The organism is Kitasatospora sp. NPDC048722, assembly GCF_040650235.1.
Taxonomy (GTDB): domain Bacteria; phylum Actinomycetota; class Actinomycetes; order Streptomycetales; family Streptomycetaceae; genus Kitasatospora.
The window spans coordinates 1-26,572 of record NZ_JBEZGX010000014.1 but is presented as its reverse complement, the minus strand read 5'-3'; the positions used below and the strand labels follow the sequence as shown (position 1 = coordinate 26,572).

General features: G+C 74.1%; 24 protein-coding genes and 1 riboswitch. Of the genes, 12 read left to right on the top strand and 12 right to left on the bottom strand.

Annotated elements, in window-relative coordinates; translation table 11 throughout:
* Positions 1–36 precede the first annotated feature (36 nt).
* A riboswitch (TPP riboswitch) is annotated at positions 37–184 on the top strand.
* From AB0C76_RS13060 to AB0C76_RS13045, 4 genes are all read left to right on the top strand, one after another.
* Complete coding sequence (locus tag AB0C76_RS13060; protein ID WP_359963866.1) at positions 177–1,613, top strand: cytosine permease; 1,437 nt, start codon at positions 177–179, stop codon at positions 1,611–1,613. Its footprint overlaps the riboswitch before it by 8 nt.
* Positions 1,614–1,692: 79 nt before the next feature.
* Positions 1,693–2,517 carry a glycerophosphodiester phosphodiesterase family protein gene (locus tag AB0C76_RS13055; RefSeq protein ID WP_359963865.1) on the top strand — a complete coding sequence of 275 codons (825 nt, stop codon included), beginning with the start codon at positions 1,693–1,695 and terminating at the stop codon, positions 2,515–2,517.
* A 159-nt stretch (positions 2,518–2,676) separates the two neighbouring features.
* On the top strand, positions 2,677–3,378 hold the full coding sequence (locus AB0C76_RS13050; RefSeq protein WP_359963863.1) for an ATP-binding protein: 702 nt from the start codon (positions 2,677–2,679) through the stop codon (positions 3,376–3,378).
* A gap of 125 nt (positions 3,379–3,503) precedes the next feature.
* Positions 3,504–4,487, top strand: a complete 984-nt coding sequence (locus tag AB0C76_RS13045) for a DUF5926 family protein (RefSeq protein ID WP_359963861.1) — start codon at positions 3,504–3,506, stop codon at positions 4,485–4,487.
* A 226-nt stretch (positions 4,488–4,713) separates the two neighbouring features.
* On the opposite strand, the gene AB0C76_RS13040 is transcribed toward AB0C76_RS13045, so the two are convergent.
* The gene (locus AB0C76_RS13040) at positions 4,714–5,349 is read right to left on the bottom strand and encodes a bifunctional DNA primase/polymerase (protein WP_359963860.1); all 636 of its coding nucleotides are present in this window, start codon (positions 5,347–5,349) and stop codon (positions 4,714–4,716) included.
* A 625-nt stretch (positions 5,350–5,974) separates the two neighbouring features.
* Between AB0C76_RS13040 and AB0C76_RS13035 the strand changes: the two genes are divergently transcribed.
* Positions 5,975–7,423, top strand: a complete 1,449-nt coding sequence (locus tag AB0C76_RS13035) for a PP2C family protein-serine/threonine phosphatase (protein WP_359963858.1) — start codon at positions 5,975–5,977, stop codon at positions 7,421–7,423.
* 124 nt (positions 7,424–7,547) lie between these two features.
* Complete coding sequence (locus AB0C76_RS13030) at positions 7,548–9,047, top strand: aminopeptidase P family protein (protein WP_359963856.1); 1,500 nt, start codon at positions 7,548–7,550, stop codon at positions 9,045–9,047.
* A 61-nt stretch (positions 9,048–9,108) separates the two neighbouring features.
* Here the strand turns inward: AB0C76_RS13030 and AB0C76_RS13025 are convergent, their stop codons facing one another.
* Entirely contained in the window at positions 9,109–10,530 is a 1,422-nt protein-coding gene (locus AB0C76_RS13025; protein ID WP_359963854.1) for a hypothetical protein, read from the bottom strand.
* Complete coding sequence (locus AB0C76_RS13020; RefSeq protein WP_359963852.1) at positions 10,527–11,204, bottom strand: SigE family RNA polymerase sigma factor; 678 nt, start codon at positions 11,202–11,204, stop codon at positions 10,527–10,529. Before AB0C76_RS13020 ends, AB0C76_RS13025 begins: the two co-directional genes overlap by 4 nt.
* A gap of 236 nt (positions 11,205–11,440) precedes the next feature.
* Here AB0C76_RS13020 and AB0C76_RS13015 point away from each other — a divergent pair, with 236 nt between their 5' ends.
* Entirely contained in the window at positions 11,441–12,520 is a 1,080-nt protein-coding gene (locus AB0C76_RS13015) for a helix-turn-helix domain-containing protein (RefSeq protein ID WP_359963850.1), read from the top strand.
* A gap of 10 nt (positions 12,521–12,530) precedes the next feature.
* Here AB0C76_RS13015 and AB0C76_RS13010 read toward each other — a convergent pair whose 3' ends face one another.
* The 8 genes from AB0C76_RS13010 to AB0C76_RS12975 form a co-directional block, all read right to left on the bottom strand.
* Positions 12,531–13,301, bottom strand: a complete 771-nt coding sequence (locus AB0C76_RS13010) for a MerR family transcriptional regulator (RefSeq protein ID WP_359963849.1) — start codon at positions 13,299–13,301, stop codon at positions 12,531–12,533.
* A gap of 107 nt (positions 13,302–13,408) precedes the next feature.
* A complete protein-coding gene (locus tag AB0C76_RS13005) occupies positions 13,409–14,608 on the bottom strand; it encodes a hypothetical protein (RefSeq protein ID WP_359964060.1) in 1,200 nt (399 codons plus the stop codon).
* Positions 14,609–14,851: 243 nt separating this feature from the next.
* Positions 14,852–15,997: an LPXTG cell wall anchor domain-containing protein gene (locus AB0C76_RS13000; RefSeq protein ID WP_359963847.1), complete on the bottom strand. Its 1,146-nt coding sequence runs from the start codon at positions 15,995–15,997 to the stop codon at positions 14,852–14,854.
* Between the two features lie 320 nt (positions 15,998–16,317).
* A complete protein-coding gene (locus AB0C76_RS12995; RefSeq protein ID WP_359963845.1) occupies positions 16,318–16,896 on the bottom strand; it encodes an NAD(P)H-dependent oxidoreductase in 579 nt (192 codons plus the stop codon).
* Between the two features lie 100 nt (positions 16,897–16,996).
* On the bottom strand, positions 16,997–17,578 hold the full coding sequence (locus tag AB0C76_RS12990; RefSeq protein ID WP_359963844.1) for a GNAT family N-acetyltransferase: 582 nt from the start codon (positions 17,576–17,578) through the stop codon (positions 16,997–16,999).
* Between the two features lie 102 nt (positions 17,579–17,680).
* A complete protein-coding gene (locus tag AB0C76_RS12985) occupies positions 17,681–18,565 on the bottom strand; it encodes an NAD(P)-dependent oxidoreductase (protein ID WP_359963842.1) in 885 nt (294 codons plus the stop codon).
* 116 nt (positions 18,566–18,681) lie between these two features.
* Complete coding sequence (locus tag AB0C76_RS12980; RefSeq protein ID WP_329927198.1) at positions 18,682–19,098, bottom strand: hypothetical protein; 417 nt, start codon at positions 19,096–19,098, stop codon at positions 18,682–18,684.
* 180 nt (positions 19,099–19,278) lie between these two features.
* Positions 19,279–19,839: a heme-binding protein gene (locus AB0C76_RS12975; RefSeq protein WP_359963840.1), complete on the bottom strand. Its 561-nt coding sequence runs from the start codon at positions 19,837–19,839 to the stop codon at positions 19,279–19,281.
* Between the two features lie 213 nt (positions 19,840–20,052).
* Between AB0C76_RS12975 and AB0C76_RS12970 the strand changes: the two genes are divergently transcribed.
* Positions 20,053–21,405: a sensor histidine kinase gene (locus tag AB0C76_RS12970; RefSeq protein WP_359963838.1), complete on the top strand. Its 1,353-nt coding sequence runs from the start codon at positions 20,053–20,055 to the stop codon at positions 21,403–21,405.
* Positions 21,402–22,034, top strand: coding sequence for a response regulator transcription factor (locus tag AB0C76_RS12965; RefSeq protein ID WP_359963836.1), 633 nt, complete (start codon positions 21,402–21,404; stop codon positions 22,032–22,034). The genes AB0C76_RS12970 and AB0C76_RS12965 overlap by 4 nt, the downstream gene beginning before the upstream one ends.
* A 438-nt stretch (positions 22,035–22,472) precedes the next feature.
* On the opposite strand, the gene AB0C76_RS12960 is transcribed toward AB0C76_RS12965, so the two are convergent.
* Positions 22,473–23,045, bottom strand: coding sequence for a hypothetical protein (locus AB0C76_RS12960; protein WP_359963834.1), 573 nt, complete (start codon positions 23,043–23,045; stop codon positions 22,473–22,475).
* A gap of 222 nt (positions 23,046–23,267) precedes the next feature.
* Here AB0C76_RS12960 and AB0C76_RS12955 point away from each other — a divergent pair, with 222 nt between their 5' ends.
* The 3 genes from AB0C76_RS12955 (at position 23,268) to AB0C76_RS12945 (ending at position 26,334) form a co-directional block, all read left to right on the top strand.
* Complete coding sequence (locus AB0C76_RS12955) at positions 23,268–24,047, top strand: alpha/beta hydrolase (RefSeq protein ID WP_359963832.1); 780 nt, start codon at positions 23,268–23,270, stop codon at positions 24,045–24,047.
* Between the two features lie 195 nt (positions 24,048–24,242).
* Positions 24,243–25,364 (top strand): nucleotide disphospho-sugar-binding domain-containing protein, encoded by a 1,122-nt coding sequence (locus tag AB0C76_RS12950; protein ID WP_359963830.1) that lies wholly within the window; start codon positions 24,243–24,245, stop codon positions 25,362–25,364.
* Positions 25,365–25,701: 337 nt separating this feature from the next.
* Entirely contained in the window at positions 25,702–26,334 is a 633-nt protein-coding gene (locus AB0C76_RS12945; protein WP_359963826.1) for a pyridoxamine 5'-phosphate oxidase family protein, read from the top strand.
* The last annotated feature ends 238 nt before the right edge of the window (positions 26,335–26,572 follow it).

Here is a 26,572-nt window from a genome sequence, read left to right as displayed (position 1 = left end):
GGGCGTTCGCCCCGGTGCCGGTTAGCCTGTCGCTCCAAACTGACACGCGGGAGCTTGGACCTTCCAGGCTGAGAGTGCGCTGGTCGACCGTACGCCACGGGATCCCGGGCGGACCGTCGAGGGGGCGCTGACCGCCGGAACCTGTCCGGGTAATGCCGGCGTAGGGAGTATCGGCCATGCCGCCTGCTTCGCCATCCTCTTCTTCGGGCGCGCCCGAGTCCAAGGGTTTCTCCGAATCGTCCACGACCGGTCACGACGGGCCCGCCGCCGCGGCCGCGCTGCTGGACCGGCCGGACAAGGCCGAGGCGCCGCTCGTCCTCGACGCCGAGCCGCCGCGCACGCTGCGCCTGCGCGACCACTTCGCGCTGTGGATGAACCTCGGCGTCAGCCTGATCGGCTTCTCCACCGCCGCCACCGTGCTCGGCGCGCCGGGCAGCGAGCTCTCGCTGGCCGCCGCGGGCACCGCGATCGTGGCCGGCACCGCGGTGGGCACCGCGATGCTCGGCGTGGCCGCGCTGATCGGCGCCCGCACCGGCGCGCCGGCGATGGCGAACCTGCGCGGGCTGTTCGGCACCCGGCTGTCCTACGTCCCGACGCTGCTGAACATCGTCCAGTGCATCGGCTGGGGCGTGTTCGAGCTGCTGACGATCGCGGCGGGCGCGCAGACGGTCGCCCACACCGACGGCTACCGGTGGCTGTTCGTCCTGCTCGCGGGCGGGCTGACCACCGTGCTGACGATCTGGCCGCTCGGCTCGATCCGGGTGCTGCGGCGCTTCGTGGCGGGCGCCGTCGCCGTCGCGATGGTCTACCTGACCGTCCAGCTGGGCCGGCACGGCGTGCCCGACCCGGGCAAGGGCAACTGGCACGGCTTCCTGGGCGCCACCGACGCCATGATCGCGGTGTCGATCTCCTTCGTCCCGCTCGCCGCCGACTACACCCGGCACTCGCGCACGCCGCGCTCGGCGTTCTGGGGCAGCTTCTCCGGCTACACCTTCGCCCAGGTGTGGTGCTACGCGCTGGGCCTGATGGCGCTGCTGCAGTCCGACGGCGACCCGAACAAGATCTTCGACTCCTTCCTCGGCGTCTGGGCGGGCTGGCTGTTCCTGCTGGTGCTGGTGCTGCGCGAGACGGACCAGTCCTTCGCCAACGTGTACTCGACCGCGATGTCGGTGCAGAACCTGCTGCCGCGGGCGGACCGGCGGGTGCTGTCCGGCGCGATCGGCCTGCTGACCACCGTGCTGGCGCTGCGGATCGACAAGTTCACCGACACCTACACCAACTTCCTCGGCCTGATCGGCTCGGTCTTCGTGCCGCTGCTGGCCGTGCTGGCGGTGGACTACTTCTTCGGCGCCGGCCGCAACGGCTGGAACCTCACCGCCGAGGCGCCCTCGCGCTGGCTGATGCTGCTGCCGTGGGTGCTCGGCTTCGCGGTCTACCAGTTCATCGCGCCGACCCCGGTGGCCGGCTGGTGGACCGACTTCTGGACCTCGGCCCAGGGGGCGCTGCACTTCACCCCGCAGGAGTGGACGTCGGCCTCGCTGTTCGCCTTCGCGGTGCCCGCGCTGGTCACCTGGGCGCTCACCCCGCTGAGCCGGCGCACCCCCCGGGACTGACGGACCGGAGGCGAGGACGGCCCCTCAGATTGGGACCGTCTTCGCCTCCGCGTCACCTGCTCCGCCTATCGTTGACGGCGTGACCAGCCCAGATCTGTCTTCGACGGCCCCGCGCACCGCGCCGTCCGTCCAGGTAGTCGCCCACCGCGGCTCCTCGGACGCCCTGCCCGAGCACACCCTCGCCGCCTACCGGCAGGCCCTCGAAGAGGGCGCGGACGCCGTCGAGTGCGACGTCCGGGTGACCGCCGACGGCGAGCTGGTCTGCGTGCACGACCGCCGCATCGGCCGGGTCTCCAACGGCCGCGGCACCGTCTCGGCGATGACGCTCGCCGAGCTGGAGGCGTACGACTTCGGCGCGTGGAAGACCGGCCGGCCCAGCACCGACCCCGAACTGCGCGGCGTGCTGACCCTGGAGCGGCTGCTGGAGCTGGTCGTGGACTGCGGACGGCCGGTGGACCTGGCGATCGAGACCAAGCACCCGGTGCGCTTCCGCGGTCGGGTCGAAGCGGAGCTGCTCCGGATGCTCGAACGGTTCAAGATTTCCGGCACCCGTGAGAGCGACCGCCCGTCCGCCCGGATCATGAGCTTCTCGTCGATCGCGCTGAACCGGGTGGCCGGCGCCGCGCCGGACTACCCGCGGGTGTTCCTGATCGAGCGGATGCTGCCGCTGCTCGGCCAGCTGCGGGAGGGCCGGCCGCTGCCCGGCGGGGCGCGGATCGCCGGGCCCGGCATCGACCTGGTGCGGGCCAAGCCCGACCTGGTGCCGCGGCTGCGCGAGCTGGGCCACGAGGTGCACGTGTGGACCGTCGACGAGCCGGCCGACGTGGACCTGTGCCTGGAGCTCGGGGTGTCGGCGATCATCACCAACAAGCCCGCGCAGGTGCTGGCGCAGCTCGGCCGCTGAGCGCCCCGGAGGGCTCAGGGGTCCCACGGATCCCGGTGGACACCGGCTGTTCCGTCGGAACCTGATCACCGAAACCGACCGATCCGGTCGGCACTCAAACCTTCCGCGCACGTTTCTTGCCGGAAATCGTGCGCCGGCGCGACGGAGGGTGAGCGGGGAATGACCTCCCGCCCACTCACGGTCGCGCTGCTCGAAATGGGCTCGCGGGATCGTCGCGCGGTCGTTTCCGGCGCATTACCAAGGGGCATCCATCCCTCGGCATACGCTGAAGGAGGTCCGGGGGTGGCGTTGATGGTGGCGCGTGAAGTGCCGACTTCATCGACCATGGCAGTGCCGCACGGCCCAGCGAGTGTCGGGGTCGCACGGCGCCGACTGCGTCGAGATCTGGGTGATCGGCAGATACCGGAACCGGTCATTGACGATGCCGTACTGATCCTTTCCGAGCTGTTGAGCAATGCGTGCCGGTACGCCCGGCCGCTCGGCCCGCTGCCCGCGCTCGGGCGCGGCGCCCGGGCCGAGGTCGTCGACCAGGTACTCGTCGGCGTCCCTTCCGGGCCGCACGCCGGTGCGCCGGCCGGCCGGGACGCGGAACGGTCCGACGACGGCGGCGTGCTCGTCCGCTGGCAGATGCACGCGGACGGCGTGCTGACGCTGGAGGTCACCGACGGCGGCGCACCGACGCGGCCCGAGCCCGGCAGCCCCTCGCTGACCTCGCGCGGCGGCCGCGGCCTGGGCATCGTCGACCAGCTCGCGAGCGACTGGGGCGTGCGCGACGCACCCGGCGAAGTGACGGTCTGGGCCGCGCTGCCCGCCCGCGCGCGGCACGCCAGACGCACCGGCGGTGACGCCCGCAGCGCCTAGCGCCCGGCCCGCAGTACCCGAGCGCCCCCGCCGCGGCGCTCCCGCCCCGGCGCGTGCCCGCGCGCCGGGGGAACGTCAGTAGGCTTCCCGGAGCAAAGGACCACCGTCCCCGGGAGAGCCGCACCATGGGCAAGAAGGCCGCCAAGAAGGCGCCGCAGCGCCAGTCCACCACCGCCGTCACGGGTGAGATCCCCGTGGTCGGGGCCCGCGACGACTGCCCGTGCGGCTCGGGCCGCCGGTACAAGGCCTGCCACGGCCGGGAGGCCTCGCACGCGGTGCAGGAGCTGGTGCACCGCCCCTTCGAGGGCCTGCCGGGCGAGGCCGACTGGGTCGCGCTGCGCGAGCTGGTGCCCGCCGCCACCGTGCCGCTGACGCTGGCCGCCGGAGTCGCCGGGACCGCCGTCGGCGAGGTGCCGTCGGTCACCCTGGCCACCGTCCTGCCGCTCGCCTGGCCGGCCCTGCGCCGCCAGGACGGCTCGATCCTGCTCGGCCTGCAGACCCAGTCCTCCTCGGGCGACCTGAGCCGCGACCTCGCGGACGCGCTGGAGCTGGCCCTGGCCGCCGAGCCGGGCAGCCCCGTGCCGGCCCGCCGGACCGTCCCGGGCGGGCGCCGCCTGCAGGACCTGCTGGACGTCACGGCGGACTTCACGCCCGCCGTGCACACCGGTTTCGAGTTCTGGCTGGAGGACGCCGAGACCGCCACCGGCGAGGTCGCCGCCTCGCTGGAGCGCGCCAACGCCTCCGCCATCCCGACCGAGAAGCTCACCGGCGTCGACGCCGCGTACTGGTGCGGCACCCCGGACAAGAACCACCTGCGCTGGGTGATGACCGTCCCCGAGGAGCAGCTCCTGGACGCGCTGGCCCGGCTGAACGCGGCCGGCGAGGCCTCGCTCGGCACCGACACCCGCCTGGTCGGCTCGTTCCGCGCGCACGGCCTGACCGTCCCCGTCTGGGACCTGCCGCTCGCCATGACGGCGGCCGACTGCGAGAAGCCCGCCGCCGAGTTCGCCGAGCGGCTCGCCGCCGTCCTCGCGGACCCGGCGCCGCTCACGGCCGACGAGCGGCGCGCCCGCGCGAACCTGGTGAACCGTCAGGTCACCCTGAACTAAAGCGCGCAGGAACGAGGTGATACGCGTCACATTGTCGCCCTGAACCGCAATTTCCGGGCGTGGAGGGCGTCTTGGAAATTGGCGCGGACGCAGATCCTTGTTACTGTCTAAAGAGTCCGGTCGCTGGTGCATCCCCCGTCGCCAGCGGCCGGATCTTTTGTTTTTCCGGGCGGACGGCGCCGGACCCGGCCGGTGACCGGCCGACGGGCCGCCACCGGACGGCCGGTCAGTAGGCCGAACGCCCGCTGTCCAGGTGGACCGTCGCCTCCACCAACTCGCCCAGCAGCGGCCCGACCTGCGGCAGCCACACCCCGCCGTCGGCCGCCCGCCTCGGCGCCAGCACCCAGCGCACCGGGCCCGCCCCCGCACCGGGCGGCAGCGGCAGGAAGCCACCCGGCCCGTGGTAGTGCAACGACCCGGGAACCCAAGGGAGTTGGGCGAGCATCTCGCCGAGCGCGTCCAGCGAGTACGGCGCCACCAGCAGCGCGTAGCGGCCCGGCATCGCCAGCACCGGCCCCAGCGGCAGCCGCAGCGCCCCCAGGTACGCGAGCGCGCGGGCCCCGGCCAGGGCCGGCAGGCTCACCGCCGACACCGCCCGACCGGTCGCCGCCAGCACCGGCGCGTCCGGGCTCCGCCGCTCCCACCACCAGCGCACCATCCGGGCGTCCGTGGTGGCCGCCAGCAGCGGCGGGTCGTGCGGGTGCGCGCCCGGCACCGGGCAGTCCGGGTCGCCGCACGAACAGAGCCCGCCGGACAGCACCGCGCCCGGCACCACCGGCCAGCGGTGGTCGACGGCCGACTCCAGGGCCGCGGTCAGCCGGGCGGACCGGGCCGCGGACCGGCCCCTCGGATCCTCACGCATGGCGCTCGTTCCTTTCCCTGACCGCTCGGTTCGCTCCGGGGCCGCCGTCCGCCCCGGAGCCGCGTCCGCCGGACTCGCCGCACGGGCCGCGGCGGCGCGGACCGGGGGCACGCGGCGGGCGGTACGGCGGACGGCGCGGCGCGGACGTGGAGCACGGCGTGGAGCACGACATGAGAGGGGCCGCGCACGGGAACAGCCCTCGGAACGAGAATCGCGTATGCGCCCGGAGGGACGCCGCCCGGGCGCGCTTGGTTCCACCGTACGAGTGAGTGACATCCGGCCAGCGCGGTATCCGGGCGGCGAAAGCATACGATCCGGACGGCCGCCGGGTCCGTCCCCACGGTTCTGCCCGCTCCCGGGCCGCTCCATTCCTCCCGGCCGGAACGGCGCGCGTACGAACCGGACGCGCCCTCCGTCCGGGTCGCAGTGGACGGGGAACCGGCCACCGGCTCGTCCTGGATCTGGACATGCCCCAAATGGCCTGTGTAGAAGTGGTGCCATTGCTGTCGATCAATGACGAGTAGTAGCGATTCGCGGCGAAACGCGCCCTTCGGCCGTGCTCGCCCCACATCGGCCGTCCCTGGGGGTTCCGCATGACACGTAGCACCGCGTCAGGAGTGCCGGCATGACCGAGACCCACCCGTCGTCGACGCCCTCCGAGCCGGCCGAGCCGGGTTTCGCCGGCGGGCTCTCCGTCCTCGACCCGCTCGTCGACCCGCCGGGCCTGCCCGGACCCGCCGAGGCCCAGGACGGTGCGGCGGAGGCCCGCACGGCACCGTCCACCGGAGTGCAGGACCGTTTGGCCGGACGCCTGTCCGATTTCGCCAGCCTGTACGAGCACACCGAACGGCTCGCCCGCGCCCGCGGCCTCGACGCCACGCTGGCCGCCGTCCTCGCCTCCGGTGCCGACCTGCTCGGAGCCGGCCGCGGCGTCCTGGTCACCCGGCAGCCCGGTGGAGGCGCCGGACAGCCGCTCGGCCTCGGCCTCGACCGCGCCAGCCTCGGCGCCCTGGAGACCGTCCCCTTCGAGCAGAGCCTGCTCGCCCGCCTGCTGCGCGACCGGGACCGGCCCGAGCGGCTGCACTCCGCCGACCTCGCCGAGGACCCGGCCACCGGCGCCCGGCTGCGCGAACTCGCCGCCCACCTCGGTCTCGGCGGCTGCTACGGACTGCCGCTCGCCACCGAGGAGGACGGCCCGCTCGCGGCGGCCGTCTGGTTCTACGACCGGCCCGCCGAACCCACCGAGCGCCAGCGCGAACTCGCCCACCGCTACTGCCGGTTCGCCGCTCCGCTGATCGCCGGGCAGCTGGCGGCCGACAAGGTCAGCCGCACCACCGAGGCGCTGCGCCGCGGCCTGCTGCCCGACCGGCTCCCCCAGCCCGCCGGGCTGCGGCTGGCCGCCCGGCTCGTCCCCGCCGGCCTCGACCGTTCCAACGGCAGCGACTGGTACGACGCCATCCCGCTGCCCGACGGCACCGTCGGCCTCACCGTCGGCTCCGTCTCCGGCGACGGCCCCGGCGCGGGCCCCGGCTCCGCGCCCGGAGCGGCCGCCGCGATGGGCCGCGTGCGGGCCGCACTGCGGGCCTACGCGGTCCTGGAGGGCGAGGACCCGGTCTCCGTCCTCGGCGACCTCGAACTGCTCCTGAAGACCACCGAGCCCACCCGCACCGCCACCGCCCTCTACGCCTGGATCGAGCCCGACGAGCGCCGGATCACCCTGGCCGGCGCCGGGCACTGCCCGCCGATCCTGGTCAACCGGCACGGCGCCGAGTTCGTCGAGACCTCGCTCTCCGCGCCGCTCGGCATGCTCGCCTGCTGGGAGGCCCCCGGCGTCGATCTCACCGCCGAACGCGGGGACACCCTGCTGCTGTACACCGAGGGCCTGGCCCGCCGCTGCGGCGCCACCCTGCACGCCGGGCAGGCCAACCTGCGCCGGGCCGCCGCCGACGCCCCGCGGGACGTGCGGATCGACCCCGACCGGCTCTGCGCCCACCTGCTCGCCGTCTGCCCCGGCCGCGAGGGGGCCGACGCCGCCACCGACGACCTGATGCTGCTGGGCGCCCGCTTCGAGTAGACCTTCCGACCCCGAACGAGTGGGCGACCGCGCGTCCGTACCATGGGACGCACGGCCGCCCACGTGTGTCGCGATCCGACATCCCCCACGGGCGGGCCGCACCACCCCCAAGGAGGCGTTGTACGTGACCGAGGACCGCACCCCGGCGGTGGCCGAGAACCCCGAGGCCACCGGCGGCGAGGAGCCGAAGCAGTTCACGGGCCGCAAGAACGGCCTGTACTCCGAGGTCTCGGACGAACTGGCCGCATCGATGAAGTCCGGCTGGGCCGACACCGAGCTGCACGGCCTGACCCCCGTCGCCCAGGCCCCGTACGCCGCCGAGCGGCGCGCCCGGCTCTCGGCCGCGTACCCCGGCGAGCGGCTGGTGATCCCGGCCGGCAACCTGAAGGTCCGCGCCAACGACACCGACTACAACTTCCGCGCCGCCAGCGAGTACGTCCACCTCACCGGCGACCAGACCGAGGACGCCGTCCTCGTCGCCGAGCCGACCGGCGACGCCGGCCACGAGTTCGGCCTCTACCTGCTGCCCCGTTCCGACCGCGGGAACGGCGAGTTCTGGCTCGACGGTTACGGCGAGCTGTGGGTCGGCCGCCGGCACAGCCTCACCGAGCAGGAGCAGCTGCTCGGCCTGCCCGCCCGCGACGTCCGCAAGGCCGCCGACGAGCTCGCCGAGCGCGCCAAGGACTCCGCCGTCCCCACCCGGCTCGTCCGCGGCTACGACGACGGCCTGGAGGCCGCCCTGGGCGAGTTCCTCGACGCGGGCAAGGACGCCGAGCTGAAGGAGTTCCTGAGCGGCCTGCGGCTGGTCAAGGACGCCTGGGAGATCGGCGAGCTGCGCGCCGCCTGCGACGCCACCGTCAAGGGCTTCACCGACGTCGTCCGCGAGCTCGGTCAGGCCGTCGCCACCTCCGAGCGCTGGATCGAGGGCACCTTCTGGCGCCGCGCCCGTGTCGAGGGCAACGACGTCGGCTACGGCACCATCGCCGCCGCCGGCCCGCACGCCACCACCCTGCACTGGGTCCGCAACGACGGCGACGTCCGCCCCGGCGAGCTGCTGCTGCTCGACGCCGGCGTGGAGACGCACACCCTCTACACCGCCGACGTCACCCGCACGCTGCCCATCGACGGCCGCTTCAACGACCTCCAGCGCAAGATCTACGAGGCCGTCTACGACGCCCAGGAGGCCGGCATCGCCGCGGTGAGGCCCGGCGCCCGCTTCCGCGACTTCCACGCCGCCTCGCAGCGCGTCCTCGCCGAGCGCCTGCTCGCATGGGGCCTGCTCGACGGCTCCGTGTACGACGTCGAGAAGGTCCTGGAGCTGGGCCTCCAGCGCCGCTGGACCCTGCACGGCACCGGCCACATGCTCGGCCTGGACGTCCACGACTGCGCCCACTCGCGTCGCGAGGAGCACGTCGACGCCCTGCTGGTGCCCGGCATGGTCCTCACCGTCGAGCCCGGCCTGTACTTCCAGCAGGACGACCTGACCGTCCCCGAGGAGTACCGCGGCATCGGCGTCCGCATCGAGGACGACATCCTCGTCACCGCCGACGGCAACGAGAACCTCTCCGCCGGCCTCCCCCGCCGCGCCGAGGACGTCGAGTCCTGGATGGCGTCGCTCGCCTGACCCGCGCGCGCGTGGGCCCGGCCTTCCCGATCGGCAGGGGGAGGCCGGGCCCGCGCGCTCGTTACTTGGCGGTCACCTGCACCTGGAGGGCGGTGTCGCCGGAGACGGTGAAGCTCTCACCCGTGGGCGTGGCGAGTCGCGCGGTCAGCGAGAAAGAGCCCGGGATGGCCTGGGCGGCCAGCTTCAGCCGGTAGTTGACCGTGATGCTCTGCCCGGGGTCCAGGTCCACGGGCAGCCCCGTCGTGAGCGAGGAGTAGGAGTCGAGCGTTCGCAGTTCCATCGACTTCCAGTCCGCCCCTTCCTGGCGTTCCAGCGTGCCCTCCAGCGGCTGCCCGGAAGGCGCGGTGTAGGAGCCGTAGAAGACCACGGCCTTCGCACCGGAGACCTTGGCGCTGCCGGTGTTCTTGAAGGTGACCGAGAACTCGACGGGGGTCCCGTCGTTCGGCACCTGTTGGCCGGACCTGAGACCGCTCACCGAAACGCCGACGCTGTCCGAGTACGGCGCGACGTGGCCGCTGACGTCCAGGCTGTTGACGATCGACATCAGCCCCTGCTGGTAGTCGTCCTTGAGCCCGACCGCGGAGACGAACACCTGGTCCTTGGGCAGGGCCCACATCTGGGCGGTGAAGGACGAGGTGCCGCATGAGTCCTGCCACTGCGACTTCCGGGCAGGACGGCCGGACACCGTGGGCGTCGTCCTGGTCGGGGCGTGGCTGCTGACCTGCTCGCCCGCGGCGGGCACGTGCGGGTTGCCCCAGACCGGGCAGAACGGCTGGTGGGCCCAGCCCCCGGCACGGTCGAGGTCGGAGGCCGACGGCCAGCTCATCGAGTCCGTGTCGAAGACCGTCACGTCCACTCCGTAGGGCTGGCAGTCCCGGTACGTGGCGTCCTGCGGAGCCCCCGGGCTCAGCAGGCAGAGGTGGTAGCCGGCCTGGTCCTGGGGAGCGATCCGCCAGCCTGCCGGGATCTTCAGCTTCACGCCGCGGAACGTGTACGGCGTCGCCGGGCCCGTGGCGGTGCCGGTGGCCTTGTTCGTCGGGGTGGGGGACGACGACGGGGTGTCGTCGGCGAGGGCCGCTGCGGTCTCCGGGTCGTCCGGGGTCTCGGTGCCGGTCGGGGTGGCCGTCTCGGACGGGGTGGCCGTGGGGGTGGGGGTCTCGGTGGGCGTCGCCGCGGGGGACGGGCTGGGGGAGGCCGGCACCGTGGCGGCCGGCGGCGGGTGCTCGTGGTCGGCCACGGGGTTCCCGTGGAGCGTGACCACGCCGACCGCCATCGCGGCGGCCAGGCCGAGCAGCGGGACGGTGACGGCGTACACCGGCCGCAGTCTGCGGACCCGGCGATTGGGCGGGGCCGCGGGGCGCAGGTCGTGCGCGGTGATCAGGGACGTGCGGGCGGTCATCGCCTCGCGCAGCAGCCGTTCCGTCGGGGTCTCGGCCGGCCCGTCGCCGTCGCCGCCGATCCGGCGGGGGAACTTGTCGGTCATCGAACCTTCTCCAGGTGCTTTTCGAGAGCGTCCAGGGCGCGGCTGGCGGTGGACTTCACGGCGCCCCGGGACAGCCCCAGGGTCTCGGCTATCTGCGCCTCCGACATGTCGGACCAGTAGCGCAGCACCAACACCTCGCGCTGGCGGGGGGTCAGTTCCTGCAGGGCCACCAGCACGCGCCGGTGCTCGTCGTTGAGCACCGCGTGCTCCTCGGCCGACGGGGCGTCGGCCTCGTGCGGCGGCACGTACTCACGGGCCGTCTTGCGGCGGCGCAGCATCGAGCGGGCGCCGTTGACGACCGCCGTGCGCAGGTAGCCGAGCGCGTTGTCGAGGTCGTCCAACTCCTCGCCGTGGCGCTGGTAGAGCTGGGTGAAGGCCTCCTGGACGACGTCCTCGGCGAGGTCCTGGTGGTCGACCAGCAGGACGGCCATCCGGACCAGGCCGAGCCGGTGGGCGTGGTAGAGGTCGGTCAGGGTCGGCCGGTCCTCGGTGCGGCCGCGCCCTCCGCGCAGCAGCCGGAAACCGGAGCGCCGCTGTACCGCCTGCTGCTCGGTGGTGGGGACGGCGACGGGCTCGCCGGCCTCCTGGGCACCGAACAGCAGGGCGGCCACTCCGCGGACGGAGAGACCACGCTTCCACGCCGGCGCGATGATCGGCCCGATGGCCATGGACATCTGCGTCTTCCGCTTTCCCCCGGGACGGTGTCCGAGCACGCCGGAACCGTCTGCACACCTGATCAAGTTCGAGATCGGCAAGATCCTCCCAGCCGCCGCCGGCCTGGTGTTCTCCGCCCCCGTACCAATGGACGTGCGGGGGCGGTGGAGGTTGCAGGCGGGTTCCGGAAAAATTCCGAGGTGGCCCGACGGACTAAACTCACCGACGTTCCACCACCCTTGAGCAGGGGGTTCGCATGACCCAGCACGACAACCCGCCGCAGGGCAGCACGACGCAGGCCACCGGGAGGACCGCCCCCGGGCCGGTCGCGGTCGCCATCGGGCGTCGGCCGGAGCCGGTGCACGACGTCGCGGTGTACGCGTTCGACGGCATGGCGCCGTTCGAACTCGGCGTGGCGGTGGAGGTGTTCGGGCTCGCCCGGCCGGAGCTGAGCGGCCTGCTGGCGGCGCCCTGGTACGGCCTGAAGGTGTGCGCGGACCGGCCGGGGACGGCGCTGGACGCGGTGGGCGGGTTCGCGATGGTCGCCCGGCACGGGCTCGACGAGCTGGCGGCCGCGGACACCGTGATCGTCCCCGGGGTGCCGAACGCCTTCGGCGGGGAGGTCTCACCCGGCCTGGTCGCGGCACTGCGCACGGCACACGAGCGCGGCGCCCGGATCGTCTCGATCTGCTCGGGCGCCTTCGCCCTGGCCGCCGCCGGCCTGCTCGACGGCCGCAAGGCGACCACGCACTGGCGCTACGCCGAGCTGCTCCAGCAGCGGTACCCGTCGGTGGAGGTCGACCCGGACGTGCTGTACGTCGACAACGGGGACGTCCTGACGAGCGCGGGCAGCGCCGCCGGGATCGACCTGTGCCTGCACCTGGTGCGTCGGGACCACGGCGCGAAGGTGGCCAACACCGTGGCCCGCCGGTTCGTCGTGCCCCCGCACCGGGACGGCGGGCAGGCCCAGTTCATCGAGGCGGCGATCCTGCCGGTCGACGAGGAGGACGACGGGATCGCGCGCAGCATGCAGTACGCGATGGACCACCTGGCGTCGCCGCTGACCGTCTCGGCGCTGGCCGGGGCCGCCCGGATGTCCGACCGCTCGTACCTGCGGCACTTCACGGCCCGCAACGGGACCAGCCCGATGCGCTGGGTCGTCACCCAGCGCATCGCGGCCAGCCTGCCGCTCCTGGAGTCCCCGGAGGGCACGGTCGAGGAGATCGCCGCCGCGGTCGGCTTCGAGAGCGCGGCGACGTTCCGCCACCACTTCGGCCGGGTGATGCGCACCTCACCGACGGCCTACCGGCGGGGGTTCGGCCGCGGGGCGGCGTGAGCCGCCCGGCTCAGCCCTCGTGCCGGGCCGCGTTGGCCAGGATCGCGTCGTGCAGCCACTGCGCGAGGCCGGGCGCGGTCTTCTCGTAGCCGGCGGTCCAGCGCGGGTCCTCGACGTACAGGCAGGCCAGGCCGCGGTGGATGGTGAAGGTGCAGTCGTAGAAGTTCTGGCAGATGTGCTGCCGGTGCTCCTCGGCGAGGTCCATGGCGAGGGTGCCGTCGGCGGGCTCGCCGGCCGCGACCGCCGCGGCCAGGCGGTCGTTGAGGGCGGTCATCTCGGCCTGGATGCGCTCCCAGTCGGCCTTGCCGTAGGAGCCGGTGCGGCGCTGCGACTCGGCCCAGGCCTCGGTGTCGCCCCAGCGCTGCTCGGCCTCCTGCTCCCACTCCTCCTGGTAGTCCTCGCCGAAGATCTCGAACTTCTCCTCGGGGGTCAGCTGAACGCCCATTCTCCGTGCCTCCATGGCGTGTTCGACGGCCGTGGCGAGTTCCTGGAGGTGCTTGATCCGGTCGGTCAGCAGGCTGTGCTGCCGCCGGAGGTGCTCGCTCGGGCTGACCGAGTCGTCGTCCAGGATCGCCGCGATCTCTTCCAGGGGGAACCCGAGTTCGCGGTAGAACAGGATCTGCTGCAGCCGGTCGAGGTCGGTGTCCACGTACCGGCGGTAGCCGGCCCGGGTGCGGCCCGCGGGGGACAGCAGTCCGATCTCGTCGTAGTGGTGCAGGGTGCGGACGGTCACCTTGGCGATCTTCGCCAGGGCGCCGACCGAGTAGCCGTCGCTGTTCATGCGGGGTGTTCCTCCCTTCGTGCTGACCTCAACACTCGTCTCTCACGTCGCGTGAGGGTCAAGCCCGAAGGGACCGGCGGTGCCCGTACGGGTGTCCGGCGGGGACGTCAGCGCCCGGCGCCGACCAGGACGCGCTCGCGCCGTCGGCCGAGCCGGCCGCGTCCGGAGCCGTGGCCATGACCCTGTCCCTGGCCCTGGTCGTCCGCCGATGGCCGCGGGCGGCGCGTCTGCTGGGTGGGCCAGAGCAGCACGTACGCCGTCGAGACCACGACGAAGGCGAGCCGGACGAACCCGCGCGCCGGATCGGACGGCAGGAGCAGCGTGCCGCCGTACAGGGAGGCCAGCGCGATCCAGCTCCACCACGGCACCAGGCGCTTCTGCCCGACCGCGTCCCACAGCAGGGTGCCGAGCAGGATCGAGGCCGTGTAGTACGTGTACACGCTGGGGTCGAGCAGGACGCGGGCGTTCGCGCCGAGCAGCACGACGGCCGGCCAGCGGCCGCGCCAGACCGCGATGCCGCCGAGCCCGAGGCCGAGCGCGAACTGGGTCGGGCGGTCCCACCAGGGGGTGGTCGGGTCGGTCACGCCGAACCAGCGCAGCGAGGAGGCGGGCTGGTTGGGGATGGTGAACTTGGCGGCCGCCATGGTGTCCAGGTTGCCGAGGTAGAACGGCAGCCAGGCGACCGCGACCAGCGCGCAGAACCACAGCGCGGTGCGCAGCCAGGCGGGCCTGGGCAGGGCGAGGATCAGCGGGGCGAAGGCGATCGCCCAGGGCTTGGAGTCCACCGCGAGCGCCAGGAAGATCGCGACCTGGACGGGCTTGCCGCGGGCGAGCGCGTGCGCGGCGAGGGCGGTGAAGAACAGCGCCAGCACGTCGTCGAGGTGCGCGAAGCGGACCGACACCTCGACCCACATCGGGATGAACGCCAGCCCGGCGATCAGCACGCGCTGCTGGAGCCGGCGGTGGTTGGTACCGGTGCCCAGGTAGTACAGGGCGGCGGTGCGGCCCACGAGGACCAGCATGACCAGGCCGAGCGCGGAACTCACCGCCTCGGCGATCACCTGGCCCGTGTACGGCGAGAACGGGGCGGTGAGCCGGGCCGCGGCCAGGCTGACCGGGCCGATCTGCAGCTCGGGGTGGTGGGCGTAGAGCGACAGCCCGCCGTCGGGCTGACCGCTGAACAGTAGTTGCTCGCCCTGGCGCAGGTAGTGCCAGGAGAAGCCGCCCTTGGGCTCGACCAGAAAGAACCAGAGCACCGTCCAGGCGACCAGCAGGACGTGGTGTCTGCGGACCAGCAGACCCGCGATGCGTCCCGTGCCGGCCTCGTAGTCGGTAGTGGTCCGTGCCGTGCGTGCTCCCCGCACCTGTCCCTCTCCCCGCCGGTTCCGCCCCCCTCCGGCCGGACATCCTATGTGACGGAGGAGTACCTTCCGCGCCGCCCGGGTGTCCGTCGGACGGACGGCCGGGTGGCGCGGCGGCACTCAGGCGGTGATCCCCCGAGGTCAGCCGCCGCCCGGCGCCGGGATCCGGCGCCGGGAGCGGCTGCGCGGTCAGCCCTGCTGGGCCGACTTGCGGCGGCGCAGCACCACGAGGGTGCCGATGCCGGCCACCAGGACGGCGCCGCCGGCGGCGCCGATGGCGGTGGTGTCGTCACCGCCACCGGTGGTGGCGAGGGCCTTGTCCGCGTTGTCGGCGGCGGCCTTGGCCTTGGTGACGGCGGCCGGGACGATCTTCGGCGGGGTGATCTTCGGGACGCTCACCGGGAAGTCGATCGGCTCCTGGGCTCCCGTGCTGCTGCCGGACGGGGCCGGGGCGGCGGTCGAGGCGGAGGCGGACGGCGACGCGGACGGCGAACCGGTGGTCGGGGCCGGGGTCGTGGGCTGCGTGGTGGGCGTGCCGGTCGGGGTCGCGGTGGCCGTGGTGCTCGGCGTGGCGGTGGCCGTCGGCGAGTGGCTGGTCGTGGGCGAGCCGGTCGGGGTGGGCGTGTGGGTCGGCGTGTGGGTGGCCGTCGGCGACGTGGTGGTCGTCGGGGTCGGCTTGCCGGTGGGGGTCGGGGCCGCCTTCTTGATGGTGAAGCCGGCGCCGCGGATGCCGTCGCAGCTGAACCCGGGGGTGCCGGTCGGCAGGTGGCTGTCGTCGTCGAGTGCGGCGGCGAACACCACCGGAACGACGCCGGCGCGCCCGAGCGGGGCGTCCCCGGTGAAGGAGACCCGGACCTTGACGGCCAGGCCCTTGCCGCGGTTCACGACCAGCAGGGAGTCGTCGGTGGGGTTCTGGTCGTCGCCGACCTGGCCGAGCAGCACGGTGACGGCGGAGTCGTCGCCGTCGCCGCCGCCGGGCGCGACCGCGCCGGTCTGCCAGCCCTCGCCGGGCAGCTGGTACTCGACCTTGAGGTCCTTCGCCTTGAGCGAGCCCGCCTTGTTCTTGAACTTCAGGAGCGGGAAGAAGACGTCGTCGTGCTTGGACGGGTTGTCGATCCGGTACGTGAACTCACGGGCGTCGCCGCCGGCGATGAAGGTGTCCGGCACGCCCTGGAGCGAGAGGCCGAGGAGCTGCGCCGCCGTCTTCTCGGCCGACGCGGCGGCGGACGGGGCGTCGGTGGCACCGACGGCCATGGCGCCCTGGGCGCCGGCCAGCACCATCGAGGACGCGAGCGCGGCGGCGCCGGCGAGGGCAAGAGTGCGACGTATCGACAAGGGAGACCTCACGGGAGAGTCCGGGCAGGCCCGGAGGCGCGGTGGGGCGCGGCCGAGCGCGCCGCGATCCCCCCGCGAAGCTTGAAAGTCCGACGGAGACTACCGAACGATCCAGCCACTTCGAAAGGCAGGTGTCACGCTCCGTCCCGTGCGACGCACGGAGCCTGCCCGAATCGTCCAACTCCGTCACCGGGCAAGGCTTTTGTCTTTTACCAAAAGCACACCCGATGTGACGGGTACACGCCCGGAGGACGGTACCGCACGGCCCTCCGTGGCGTGAATCCACCGGTCCGGCCCTCAGGCCCGGCCGGGTGCGGAGCTCACTCCGAGAAGAAGGACTTCGCGGCGACCAGCGCCCGTTCGTCGCGCAGCACGTCCCCCGGCCGGGTGCCGTTGCCGAGCAGCGCGCCGCCCCAGCGCATGCCCATGTAGTCGGCGGTCAGCCGCAGCGTGCCGATCAGCGGGTCGGCCTTGTCGTCCTCGGTGGCCAGGGCGGTGACCGCCCAGATGGTGCCGCCCGCCAGGCGCGTGCGGAATCCCGTGTCGGGCAGCCGCAGCCAGGCCGACCAGTGGTCGAGGTAGAGCTTCGCGCTGGTGGGCAGCGAGTACCAGTACAGCGGCGCGACGAAGACCAGGTCGGTGGCCTCCAACGTGGCGTCCAGCAGAGTCCGTTCGTGCCCCTGAGGCTCGGGGAAGGAACCGTCCCCGGCGTGCCGGAGGTCCTCGAACGGCGGGAGCGGGTGGTCGTCCAGGCGCAGCCAGCGCTGCTCGGCGCCGGGCGGCAGGCTCGCCCCGGCGGCCAGGCGGGCGAGCTGCTCGGAGTTCCCGTCGGCGCGCGAACTGGCGACGAGGAAGAGGAACGTGCGCGGCGTCCCGGCGCCCGCGTGCTGGTCGTCCATCGGTGGCCCCCGTTGCCTCGGTACCGCCCGGTCGGGCGCGGTCCGTCGAAGTGGTGCGGAAGTGGTGCGGTCGCAGGCGCCAGCGCGCGGGCCGGGCCGGTTATTCCGGGGGCGTCCGCTCCGGTTCCGCCCGCGGGACGGGCCGGTCGGCCCACAGCCGGACCGGTTCGCGCAGGACGGGGTGCCACCGCGGGCCGAGGTCGGCGAGGCCGATCCGCTCGACGACCGCGCGGGAGGAGGTGTTGTGGTCGTGCACCCAGGCCACAACCGGCCGGTCCGGCACGTGCCGGTGGGCGGCGTCGACGGCGGCGCGGGTCAGCTCGGTGGCGTAGCCGCGGCCCCAGTGCGCCGGGTCGAGGCGGTAGTAGAGGTTCCAGAATCCGGTGGAGGTCTGGAGCGAGGCGCCGCCGACGCCGACCACCGGGCCGTCGGCGCCCAGACGGGCCGTCCAGTAGCCCATGCCGTCGGACTCCCAGACGTCGACGGCTCGTCCGATCCAGGCACGGGTGGTGCCCTCGTCGAGGTGCCGGCCCTCGGGGGCGTGCCACCAGGTGCGGGGGTCGTGGTTGATGGCGTGCAGCGGCGCGAGGTCGGCGGGGCCGACGGCGCGCAGTTCCAGCCGTTCGGTACGGACCAGCCAGGGGGCGGCGGAGCGGTCGTGGGCGCTGTGGGTGGACGTCACGCGCGGATCGTAGGCGGGTGCGGTGCGGCCCGGCACGTGGTTGTCGGCCGGCGGCGCTGGTGGCGACGGGGCGCGGTGGCCCTCGGCAGGGCAGGCCTGCGCTCAGTCGGGCAGGCCGGCGCGGCGGCGGGCGACGGCCGCGACGGCGGCCCAGTCCTTGTCGCCGTCCCCGTGCGCGAGCGCGTCGAGGAAGGCGTCCCGCAGGACGCTGCCGAACGGGAGGGGCACGGTCGCGGCGGCCCCGGCGTCGAGCGCGAGGCCGACGTCCTTGAGGCCAAGCGGCAGCCGGAACCCGGCCGGCTCGTAGCGCCGCTCGGCCACCATCGCGCCGTACCCGCCGTAGACCGGCCCGGGGAAGAGGGTGCCGGTGATGAGCTCGACGAGGTCGGTCGGCCGGACGCCGTGGGCCTCGGCCAGGGCACACGCCTCGGCCATCGACTCGATCGCGCAGGCCAGCAGGAAGTTGACGCTGATCTTGGTGGTGTTGGCCTGGCCCGGACGGTCCCCGAAGTGCCAGGTCCGCTGCCCCATCGCGGCGAACAGCGGCTCGGCGCGCGCCAGCAGCGCGGGATCGCCCGCGGCGAGGATGTTCAGCTGCCCGGCGGCCGCGACCGGGGGCCGGCCGAGGACGGGCGCGGCGACGTAGCCGATGCCGTGCCCGGCGTGCACGGCCTCGGCCCGCTCGGCGAGCGCGAGCGAGACCGTCGCCATGTTGACGTGCAGGGTCGCCCGCGCGCCCGACAGCAGGGCCGGGTCGAGCAGCAGCCGTTCGAACGCCTCGTCGTTGGCGAGCATGGAGACCACCGTGTCGGCCGCGAACACCTCGGCGAGCGTCTCCGCCGCCTCCGCGCCCTCGGCGACCACGGCGGCCACCGGCTCGGGGGAACGGTTCCAGACCCGGACGGCGTGGCCGGCCCGCAGCAGGCTGCCCGCCATGCCCCGGCCCATCGCACCCAGCCCCACGAAGCCGACCGTCGTCCCGGTCATCGCGCACTCCCCTCGCCGTCGCCGTCGCAGTCGCCGTGGCCGCGCGCCCGCGCCACCGCTCCCCGGCCGACTGTACGTCAGCAGGGCTCCGGCGCAGCGGCGCCCGGGCCTCGGGCTCAGGCGCAGGCGCGCTCCGGCAGCCGCACCGCCCGGCCGCGCTCCAGCTGGGTGAGCACCCGGTGCCGCAGCAGTTCGTACTGGGCCTGGAGCCGGCCGTGCCGGGCCGGGCGGGAGACCGGGCGGCCGGGGCCGACCAGTTCGTCCGGCCCGAACTGCTCGCGGGTGAGGTCGATCTCGACGCCGGGGGCGAAGCGGTTCCACCAGTGGAGGTCGGTCCTGACCCCGCCGGCGTACACCTCGCCCATCATCAGCTCGCCGCCGATCAGGTCGTGCAGCACCATCGCGGTGACGCCGCACTGACCGCGGGCGGGATTGTCGGGACGCCAGTGGGCCAGGTCCTCGGGCGCACAGGTGTCGACACCCCAGGAGGAGCGGATCGCACGTTCGATGTCGTTGAGGGTCCACGCCGTCATACCGGGAAGCCTGCCACGCGCCACCGACAGCGGCACCGGCTTTTGACCGGTCCGCGCCCTGTACTGCAATGACCCTCCCGATCTTCACCCGAACGAGGGGAAACGGAAACCCGCCCGCCCGGGTGTGCCGGGCGGGCGGTGCGCCGGGGCCGCCGGACGTCCGCGGTGCCCGGGGCCGCGTCACTTCGCGAGCGCGGCGACCCCCGCCTGCGCGAACTGCTCGTCCAGGTCGCCGCTGGGCGCGCCCGCGACGCCGATCGCCGCGACCGGGGCGCCCTTGGCCTGCACCGGGGCGCCGCCGGCGAGGAACAGCGTGCCCGGGATGTCCTTCAGGTTCGGGGCCTGCGCCAGCCGCTTGGCCAGCTCCGAGGTCGGCGCGTTCCAGGAGACCGCGGTGTAGGCCTTGCGCACGGCCGACTCCGGCGACTGCGGGCCGGCCGCGTCGCCCTTCAGCAGGACCCGGGTGACGCCGTCCCGGTCGACGACCGCGACCGAGACGTGCTGGCCGGCCTTGGCCGCCGCGTCCAGGGCGGCCTGGGCGGCGCGGGTGGCGGCGTCGACGGTCAGACCGGTGCTCTGGGCCAGGTTCTTGTTCTGGGTGTCGACCTTGACCGCGGCCGGCGCGGCAGCCGGGGTCTCGCTCGTGTCGGCGCTGGCCGAGACGGCACCGACGGTGGCGGCGAGGGCGGCGGCGGCGAGGGTGCCGGTCAGGACTCGGGTGCGCACGGAGATCTTCTTCATCGGGGTCCAGCTCCTCGGGGACTGCGGGATCGGGAGGTCGGGGAACCGCGGGTTCGTGGGGAGCCGCGGGTGCGAGCAGGGCCACCGGGCGGCAGGGGGGACCCGTCCGGCGGCCGTGCTTCGATCCTCCGGGGGAAACGGGACCCGCCACATCGGCGGTCCGGCGCGGGCGTGCAAGCGGGTCGGCGGACACCGGGGTCAACCGATCGGCTGATGCGGGACCGGGCCGGACGGGCCACCATCGAGGGATCGGCGCAGGTCAGCGCGCCGCCCGTGACCACCGACCAGGAGCCTCCCGTGCCGCACCCCCGCGCCGCAGACGACGCCGTCGTCACCGAGGGCGCCGACGCGCTCGCGGGTGCGGACGAGCTCGGGGGCAGCGCCGGCGACCCGGACGCGGGCCGGCTCGCGCTGCTGCTCGACTCCGCCTTCCTCCTGCTGCTCGTCGCCTCGCTCAGCCGCTACCTCACCCACCACGCCGGCAGCCCGCGGATCCCGTGGGTCGTCGGCCTGAGCGCCGCCCTGGCCGCCGCCCAGCCGGCCGGCTCCTGGCTCGCGCACCGCCGCCCGCCCGCACCGGGCCGGCGCCGGCTCTGGCCGTTCGCGACGGTGGTCGCCCTCTGGGTGGTGCTGGTGCTGCTCGCGCCGAGCTTCGCGTGGTGCGCCGTCCCGCTGGTCTACACCGCCCTGCGCACGCTCCCCGCACGGGCGGCGATCCCGCTGGTGGCGGCGCTCACCCTGCTGGTCGTGATCGCCGAGATCCGGCTGCCCGGCGGCGCCGACGCGACGCTCGTCCTGCTGCCGCCCGCCGTGGCGGCGCTCGCCACCGGCGTCTTCCTCTTCATGGCGCGGCAGGCCGCCCGGCAGCGCGCGCTGATCGCCGACCTGGTCCGCACCCGGCGCGAACTCGCCGCCACCGAACGGCGGGAGGGCACGCTGGCGGAGCGCGAGCGACTGGCGATGGAGATCCACGACACCCTCGCCCAGGGACTGTCCAGCCAGCAGATGCTGCTCCAGGCCGCCGACCGCACCTGGGACGCCGACCCGGTGACCGCCCGCGTCCACGTGCGCACCGCCGCCGACGTCGCCGCCCGGAACCTCGCCGAGGCCCGCCGCTTCGTCCACGACCTCGCACCCGCCGAACTCGCCGACGGCCGCCCGCTGGACGAGGCGCTGCGCGCGCTGGCCGCGCGCGAGTCCGCCGAGAGCGGCCTGCCGGTCCGCTTCCACCTGGACGGCGCGCCCGTCCCGCTGCCGGCCGCCGTCCAGTCCGCGCTGCTGCGGATCGCCCAGGGCGCGCTGGCCAACGTCCGGGAGCACGCCGGGGCTTCGACGGCGGCGATCACGCTGTCCTTCCTCGGCGACCAGGCCGTCCTCGACGTCGCCGACGACGGCCGGGGCCTCGACGGCGCCGGCGAAGGGCCTGCGGGCGCCCCCGGCCGCGGGTACGGGCTGCCGGCGATGCGCGCGCGGCTGCGGCAGCTCGGTGGCACGCTGACCGTCGAGAGCGCCCCCGGCGAGGGCACCGTCGTCTCCGCCTCGATCCCCCTGGAGCAACAGCCATGACCACGACTCCCGTCCGGCTGCTGGTCTGCGACGACCACGCGGTGGTCCGGGCCGGTCTGCTGGCGCTGCTCGCGAGCGCGGGCGACTTCGAGGTGGTCGGCGAGGCCAGCACCGGGGAGGAGGCGGTCGCGCTGGCCGCCCGGCTGGCGCCGCAGGTCGTGCTGATGGACCTCCAGCTCGGGAACGGCATCGACGGCGTGGAGGCCACCCGGCGGATCACCGCCGCGCCCGGTGGTCCGCACGTGCTGGTGCTGACCACGTACGACACGGACGCCGACATCAGCCGCGCGATCGCCGCCGGGGCCACCGGCTACCTGCTGAAGGCCGAACGGCCGGAGGAACTGTTCGCCGCGGTCCATGCCGCCGCGCGGGGAAGGACGGTGCTGTCGCCGCCGGTGGCGACGCGGGTGATGGCGCAGATGCGGGCGCCGACGCCGCAGCTGACCGAGCGCGAGCAGGACATCCTGGAGCAGTTGGCGCAGGGGCTCGGCAACCGGGAGATCGCCCGCGCGCTGTTCATCAGCGAGGCCACCGTGAAGACCCACCTGGGCCGCATCTACGACAAGCTCGGCGTCGACACCCGGTCCGGCGCGGTGGCCGTCGCAAAGGAGCGCAGGCTGCTGCGCTGAGCGCTCGTCCGGTACCGCTCCGTACTGTCGAAGTGCTCGGAATGCCGGATTCCGGACCGGCGCGCGCCGCTCCCCCACACCTCGCACGCGCCCCCGGCAGCCCGTCGCGCGCCCTGATGCGCCCACAAATACCTGGTGGCGCAGCGTCCACGACCCTGTCACGATTGTGGATGTTTCGTGGATCCCGCTATTGACAAACCAACCACGCGGTTTGTTAGCTTGGGTCCAACGACGTCCCTGGGGGAAGGGGCTCGCCGGGGTCCGTGCGGACCGCCCTCGCCGGAGGGCGCCGTCAGGGGGGACCGGCGAGCGGCCGGGGGGGCGGGGGGAGCGGCAGCGCCGAAGCCGCGCGACGAGGGTGGCGCGGAGCGTGTCCGGGGGGGCTCGCTCCGCGCCTCCCCTACCCGCCGAGCACCCCGCCCGACGCGCGACCCGGCGTCACGCCATCGCACTCCAGTGGGAGCAGCAGACGTACGGCAGCGGCGCTCGGCCGCACCCATCCGCGGCCTGCGTGCGCGACGGGTGCTCCGGACGGTCCGCCCCCGGTGAGCTCGCGATCAGTCCGACCTCGCCCAAGTCACCGAATTCCAGCACCAGTTGATAGCCGTCCCGGGTCGTCGCGGCCACCCGCGGCAGCTCCCGGCCGACGCCCAGCGCGGTGATCGTCCAGCCGCGCCGCCGCCAGTGGCCCTCGACCGCGCCGGCCAGCACCGCGCGCCGCGCCTCCGACACGATGGTGAGGACGTCCCGTCCACGGGTGACGTACCAGTGCAGACCGTCACCGGCTCCCGGCGGCGGCAGTCGGACGCCGGACCGGGGCGGCGCGCTCTGCCAGACGGGCATCGGCCGGATCGCGTCGAGCGAGTCCTGGAGCAGCGTCTCGCATCTCGCGGCGGCGACGAGTTGATCGACCGTCGCCTCGCCCAGCGGCCAGGCGGCCGGCTCCTCCGGTCCGAAACAAGGGCGGCCCACCGGGCATCCGAGGTTCAGGTCGGCACCACCTGGCAGCACTGGGCTCTCCGTACTCCTCCCGGCGTTCAACCCGGGCAGGGATTCCCTTCACTCCTTCGACGGCGCGTGTACGCGATCGGTTCCGGGCCCGGCGGCGTCACGCCCGCCCCGAATTGCACTGCACCGTGCAGTTGAATCAATGATCTGCACCGTGTAGTTTCCTTCTCGTCGGCGAGAAGCGCCGACCAGGAACCACCTCCTCTCCAGCGGAAGGACCCCGCCATGCCCACCATCACCGTCGGCACCGCCCGCATCCCGTACCGCGTCGTCGGCGACGGCCCCGACACCCTCGTCCTCGTGCACGGCACCGGCCCCGGATCCGCCATGTGGGACGGCCTGTTGGACTCCTTCACCGACCGGTACACCGTCCTCCTGCCCGACCTCTCCGGCAGCGAGGCCGCCGAGGACGACGGCGGCGCGCTGGCCCTCGTGACCCTCGCCGCCCAGGTCAACGCCGTCATCGACGACGCCGGACGCGGCCCCGCCGACGTCGTCGGCTTCTCGCTCGGCGCCGTCGTCGCCACCGCGGCCGCCGCACTGCGCCCGGAGCAGGTCCGCCGGCTGGTCGCCACCGCCGGGTGGATCAGCAGCGAGCAGGACGAGTACCTGCGCCTCTCCTTCGCCACCTGGCTGTCGCTCGCCGGCGACCCGGTCGCCTTCGGCCGCTACGCCACCCTCACCGCCTTCAGCCGTGGCTTCCTCAACCGGATCGGCCGTGCGGCCGTCGAGGCCAACACCGCCTACATGCAGCCGACTTCGGGCACGCTGCGACACATCGCCCTCGACCTCGCGCTGGACCTCGGCCCGCTGCTCCCCCGGGTCCAGGCGCCGGCCCTGGTCATCGGCTGCACCCAGGACGCCACCGTGCCGGTGGAGAACACCCGCCGACTGCACGCCGCCCTCCCCGGCAGCGCGTACGCCGAGTTCGACACCGGACACATCGTCCTGGCCGAGGAGACCGAGGCGTACACCAAGACCGTCCGCGACTTCCTCGACGCCTGACCGGCGACCGAACGGCGGCCGACCCGCCCCGCGCCGGAGAGCACACCGCGGCCCGGCTGACAAGAGCCGCGGCAGAACGTCCGATTCCCGCACACGGCGTCGAAATCCGAATTGACTCGACATCAGCTCGCGAGAGGAGATGGCCTTGTCCGTCGCCGCTCCGCACGAGAGCGCGACACGTCATGCAAGGAGACGATGATGCGCATACTCCTCACCGGCCCGGCCGCGGCCGGCCACCTCTTCCCGATGGTGCCCACCGCCCAGGCCCTGCGCGCCGCGGGGCACGACATCCTGTTCGCCGTCTCCCGGCCGCTGGACCAGATCCGCACCGCCGGCTTCCCGCTCGCCGAGATCGGCGACGGCCGCGACATGCGCGACCTGTTCTCCGAGGCCAACGACGGCCAGCTCAGCTACAGCGGCCACGGCCTCGACCAGGACGGGATCCTGGACATGGCCGCCCGCGCCTTCGCCCACGCCGCCCGTCCCACCGTCGACGGCCTCCTCGACGTCGCCTCCGACTGGGGCGCCGACCTGCTCGTGCACGCCGCGTTCCAGCCCGCGGCCCCGCTGGTGGCGGCCAAGCTCGGGATCCCGTCGGTCCTGCACAACTACGGCATCCCGACCGGCCGCGACATGGTCGAGCGCCTCGCCGGCCACTTCACCGACCTCTACGAGAAGCACGGCGTGGCCGGTCCCGCCACGCCCACCTCTCTCAGCATCGGCCCGCTCGGCGGCGACCCGGACGGCCTGCGGATGCGCTACGTGCCGTACAACGGCGGCGGTCTCGTCCCGGGCGAGTTCCTGGCCCCGGCCGGACGTCCGCGGGTGCTGATCACCCTGGGCACCGTGGTCACGCAGATGGACGGCGTCAGCGCCGTCTCCCGCCTGATCGAGGCGGCCTCCTCGGTCGACGCCGACTTCCTGCTCGCCGTCGACGGCGCCGACATCGCTCCGCTCGGCACCCTGCCCGACAACGTCCGCGCCCTGCCCTGGGTGCCGCTCGCCGACCTGGTCCGCCACTGCGACGGCGTGATCCAGCACGGCGGCGCGGGCACCACGGGCACCACCCTCTCCGCCGGTGTCCCGCAACTGCTGCTCCCCCAGGGCGCCGACAACTTCCTGGTCGCCGACGCCCTCGTCGCCGCCGGCATCGCCCTGCGCTCCACCTCGGAGACCGTCGACACCGACGTCCTGAACCGCCTCCTGACCGACACCGACCTCCGCGCGGCCGCCGCCCGTGTCCGCGCCGAGAACGACGCCCTCCCCGCCCCCGCCGCCATGGTCCCCACCCTGGAGGCCCTGGCCGCCGCCCGCTGAACCGCCCCGGCACCCGGAAGCCGCAGGCCCCCGGCCTGCGGCTTCCGCGTTGCGGCGCGGGCGCGCGCCACCGCCCCGCCCGCCGGACGCCGCTCCTGCCGGTGCGCCGCGCACTCCGGACAACTGCTCCGGCAGTGTTACCGGTTCTGCCGGTCGCGACGGGCCCGTGGGCGGCGCCCGGCCAAAGCGCTGGTGGGCAGCGGTGCGGTGGGCAGCGGCCGGACGCCCGGGGGCTCCCGCTCCTCTGGCCGGGCTGTAGGAGTGCGACCAGGCGAGGTCCGTACGGTGGTCGAACCGCAAGGCCGTTCCCCGTGCCGACCCACCAGAGGAGCGTCGCATGAGCCGGTTCGACCAGCTCGCGTACACCGAGGCGGTGCGCCAGGTCCAGCAGGAGATGGGCAGCGCCACCGCCGCCGACCGCCGGCTGCGGCGCCCGGCCGAGGAGGCCGAGCCGCTCACCGGCTCCGAGGCCTCGTTCATCCGCAGCCTCGACGGCTTCCTGTTCGCCAGCGTGGGCCAGACCGGCTGGCCGTACATCCAGTTCCGGGGCGGCCCCACCGGGTTCGTGCACGTGCTGGACGAGCACACGCTCGGCTACCTCAGTGTCCGGGGCAACCGGCAGTACATCACCACCGGCAACCTGCGGGGCGACGACCGGGTCGCGCTCTTCTTCATCGACCACGCGCGCCGGGCGCGCCTCAAGCTGTTCGGCCGCGCCGCCGCCGTGCCGATCGGCGACGACCCCGGGCTCGTCGAGCGCCTGAGCGAGCCGCGCACCGAGGGCGCGGTCGAACACGTCGTCACCATCCGGGTCGAGGCGTTCGCCTGGAACTGCCCCAACCACATCACGCCCAGGTTCAGTCAGCGCGAGGTGTCCGACGCCCTGGCGCCGATCCACGAGCGCCTCGCGCTGCTGGAGCAGGAGAACGCCGCCCTGCGCGCCGAGCTCGCCGCGGTGAAGCCGCAGTAGGACGGGAGCGATCCCCGGGGGGCTTCCCCCGGTGCCCGGTGTTCCGGTGACCCACCCGGCTGTCCGCTGACCTAATTCGGCAGCCGGTTCCGGGCGTTGAGGAAGGTCTGCACCAATCCCTAGCCTCGAATCGTCCAAGAACGCCGAGGCGAACGGAGACATCGCCCATGGTCAGCGATGTGATCGACCGGAACGGCCGGTTCCAGGAAATCATGGACCGCCTCACCGTCAAGTCGAT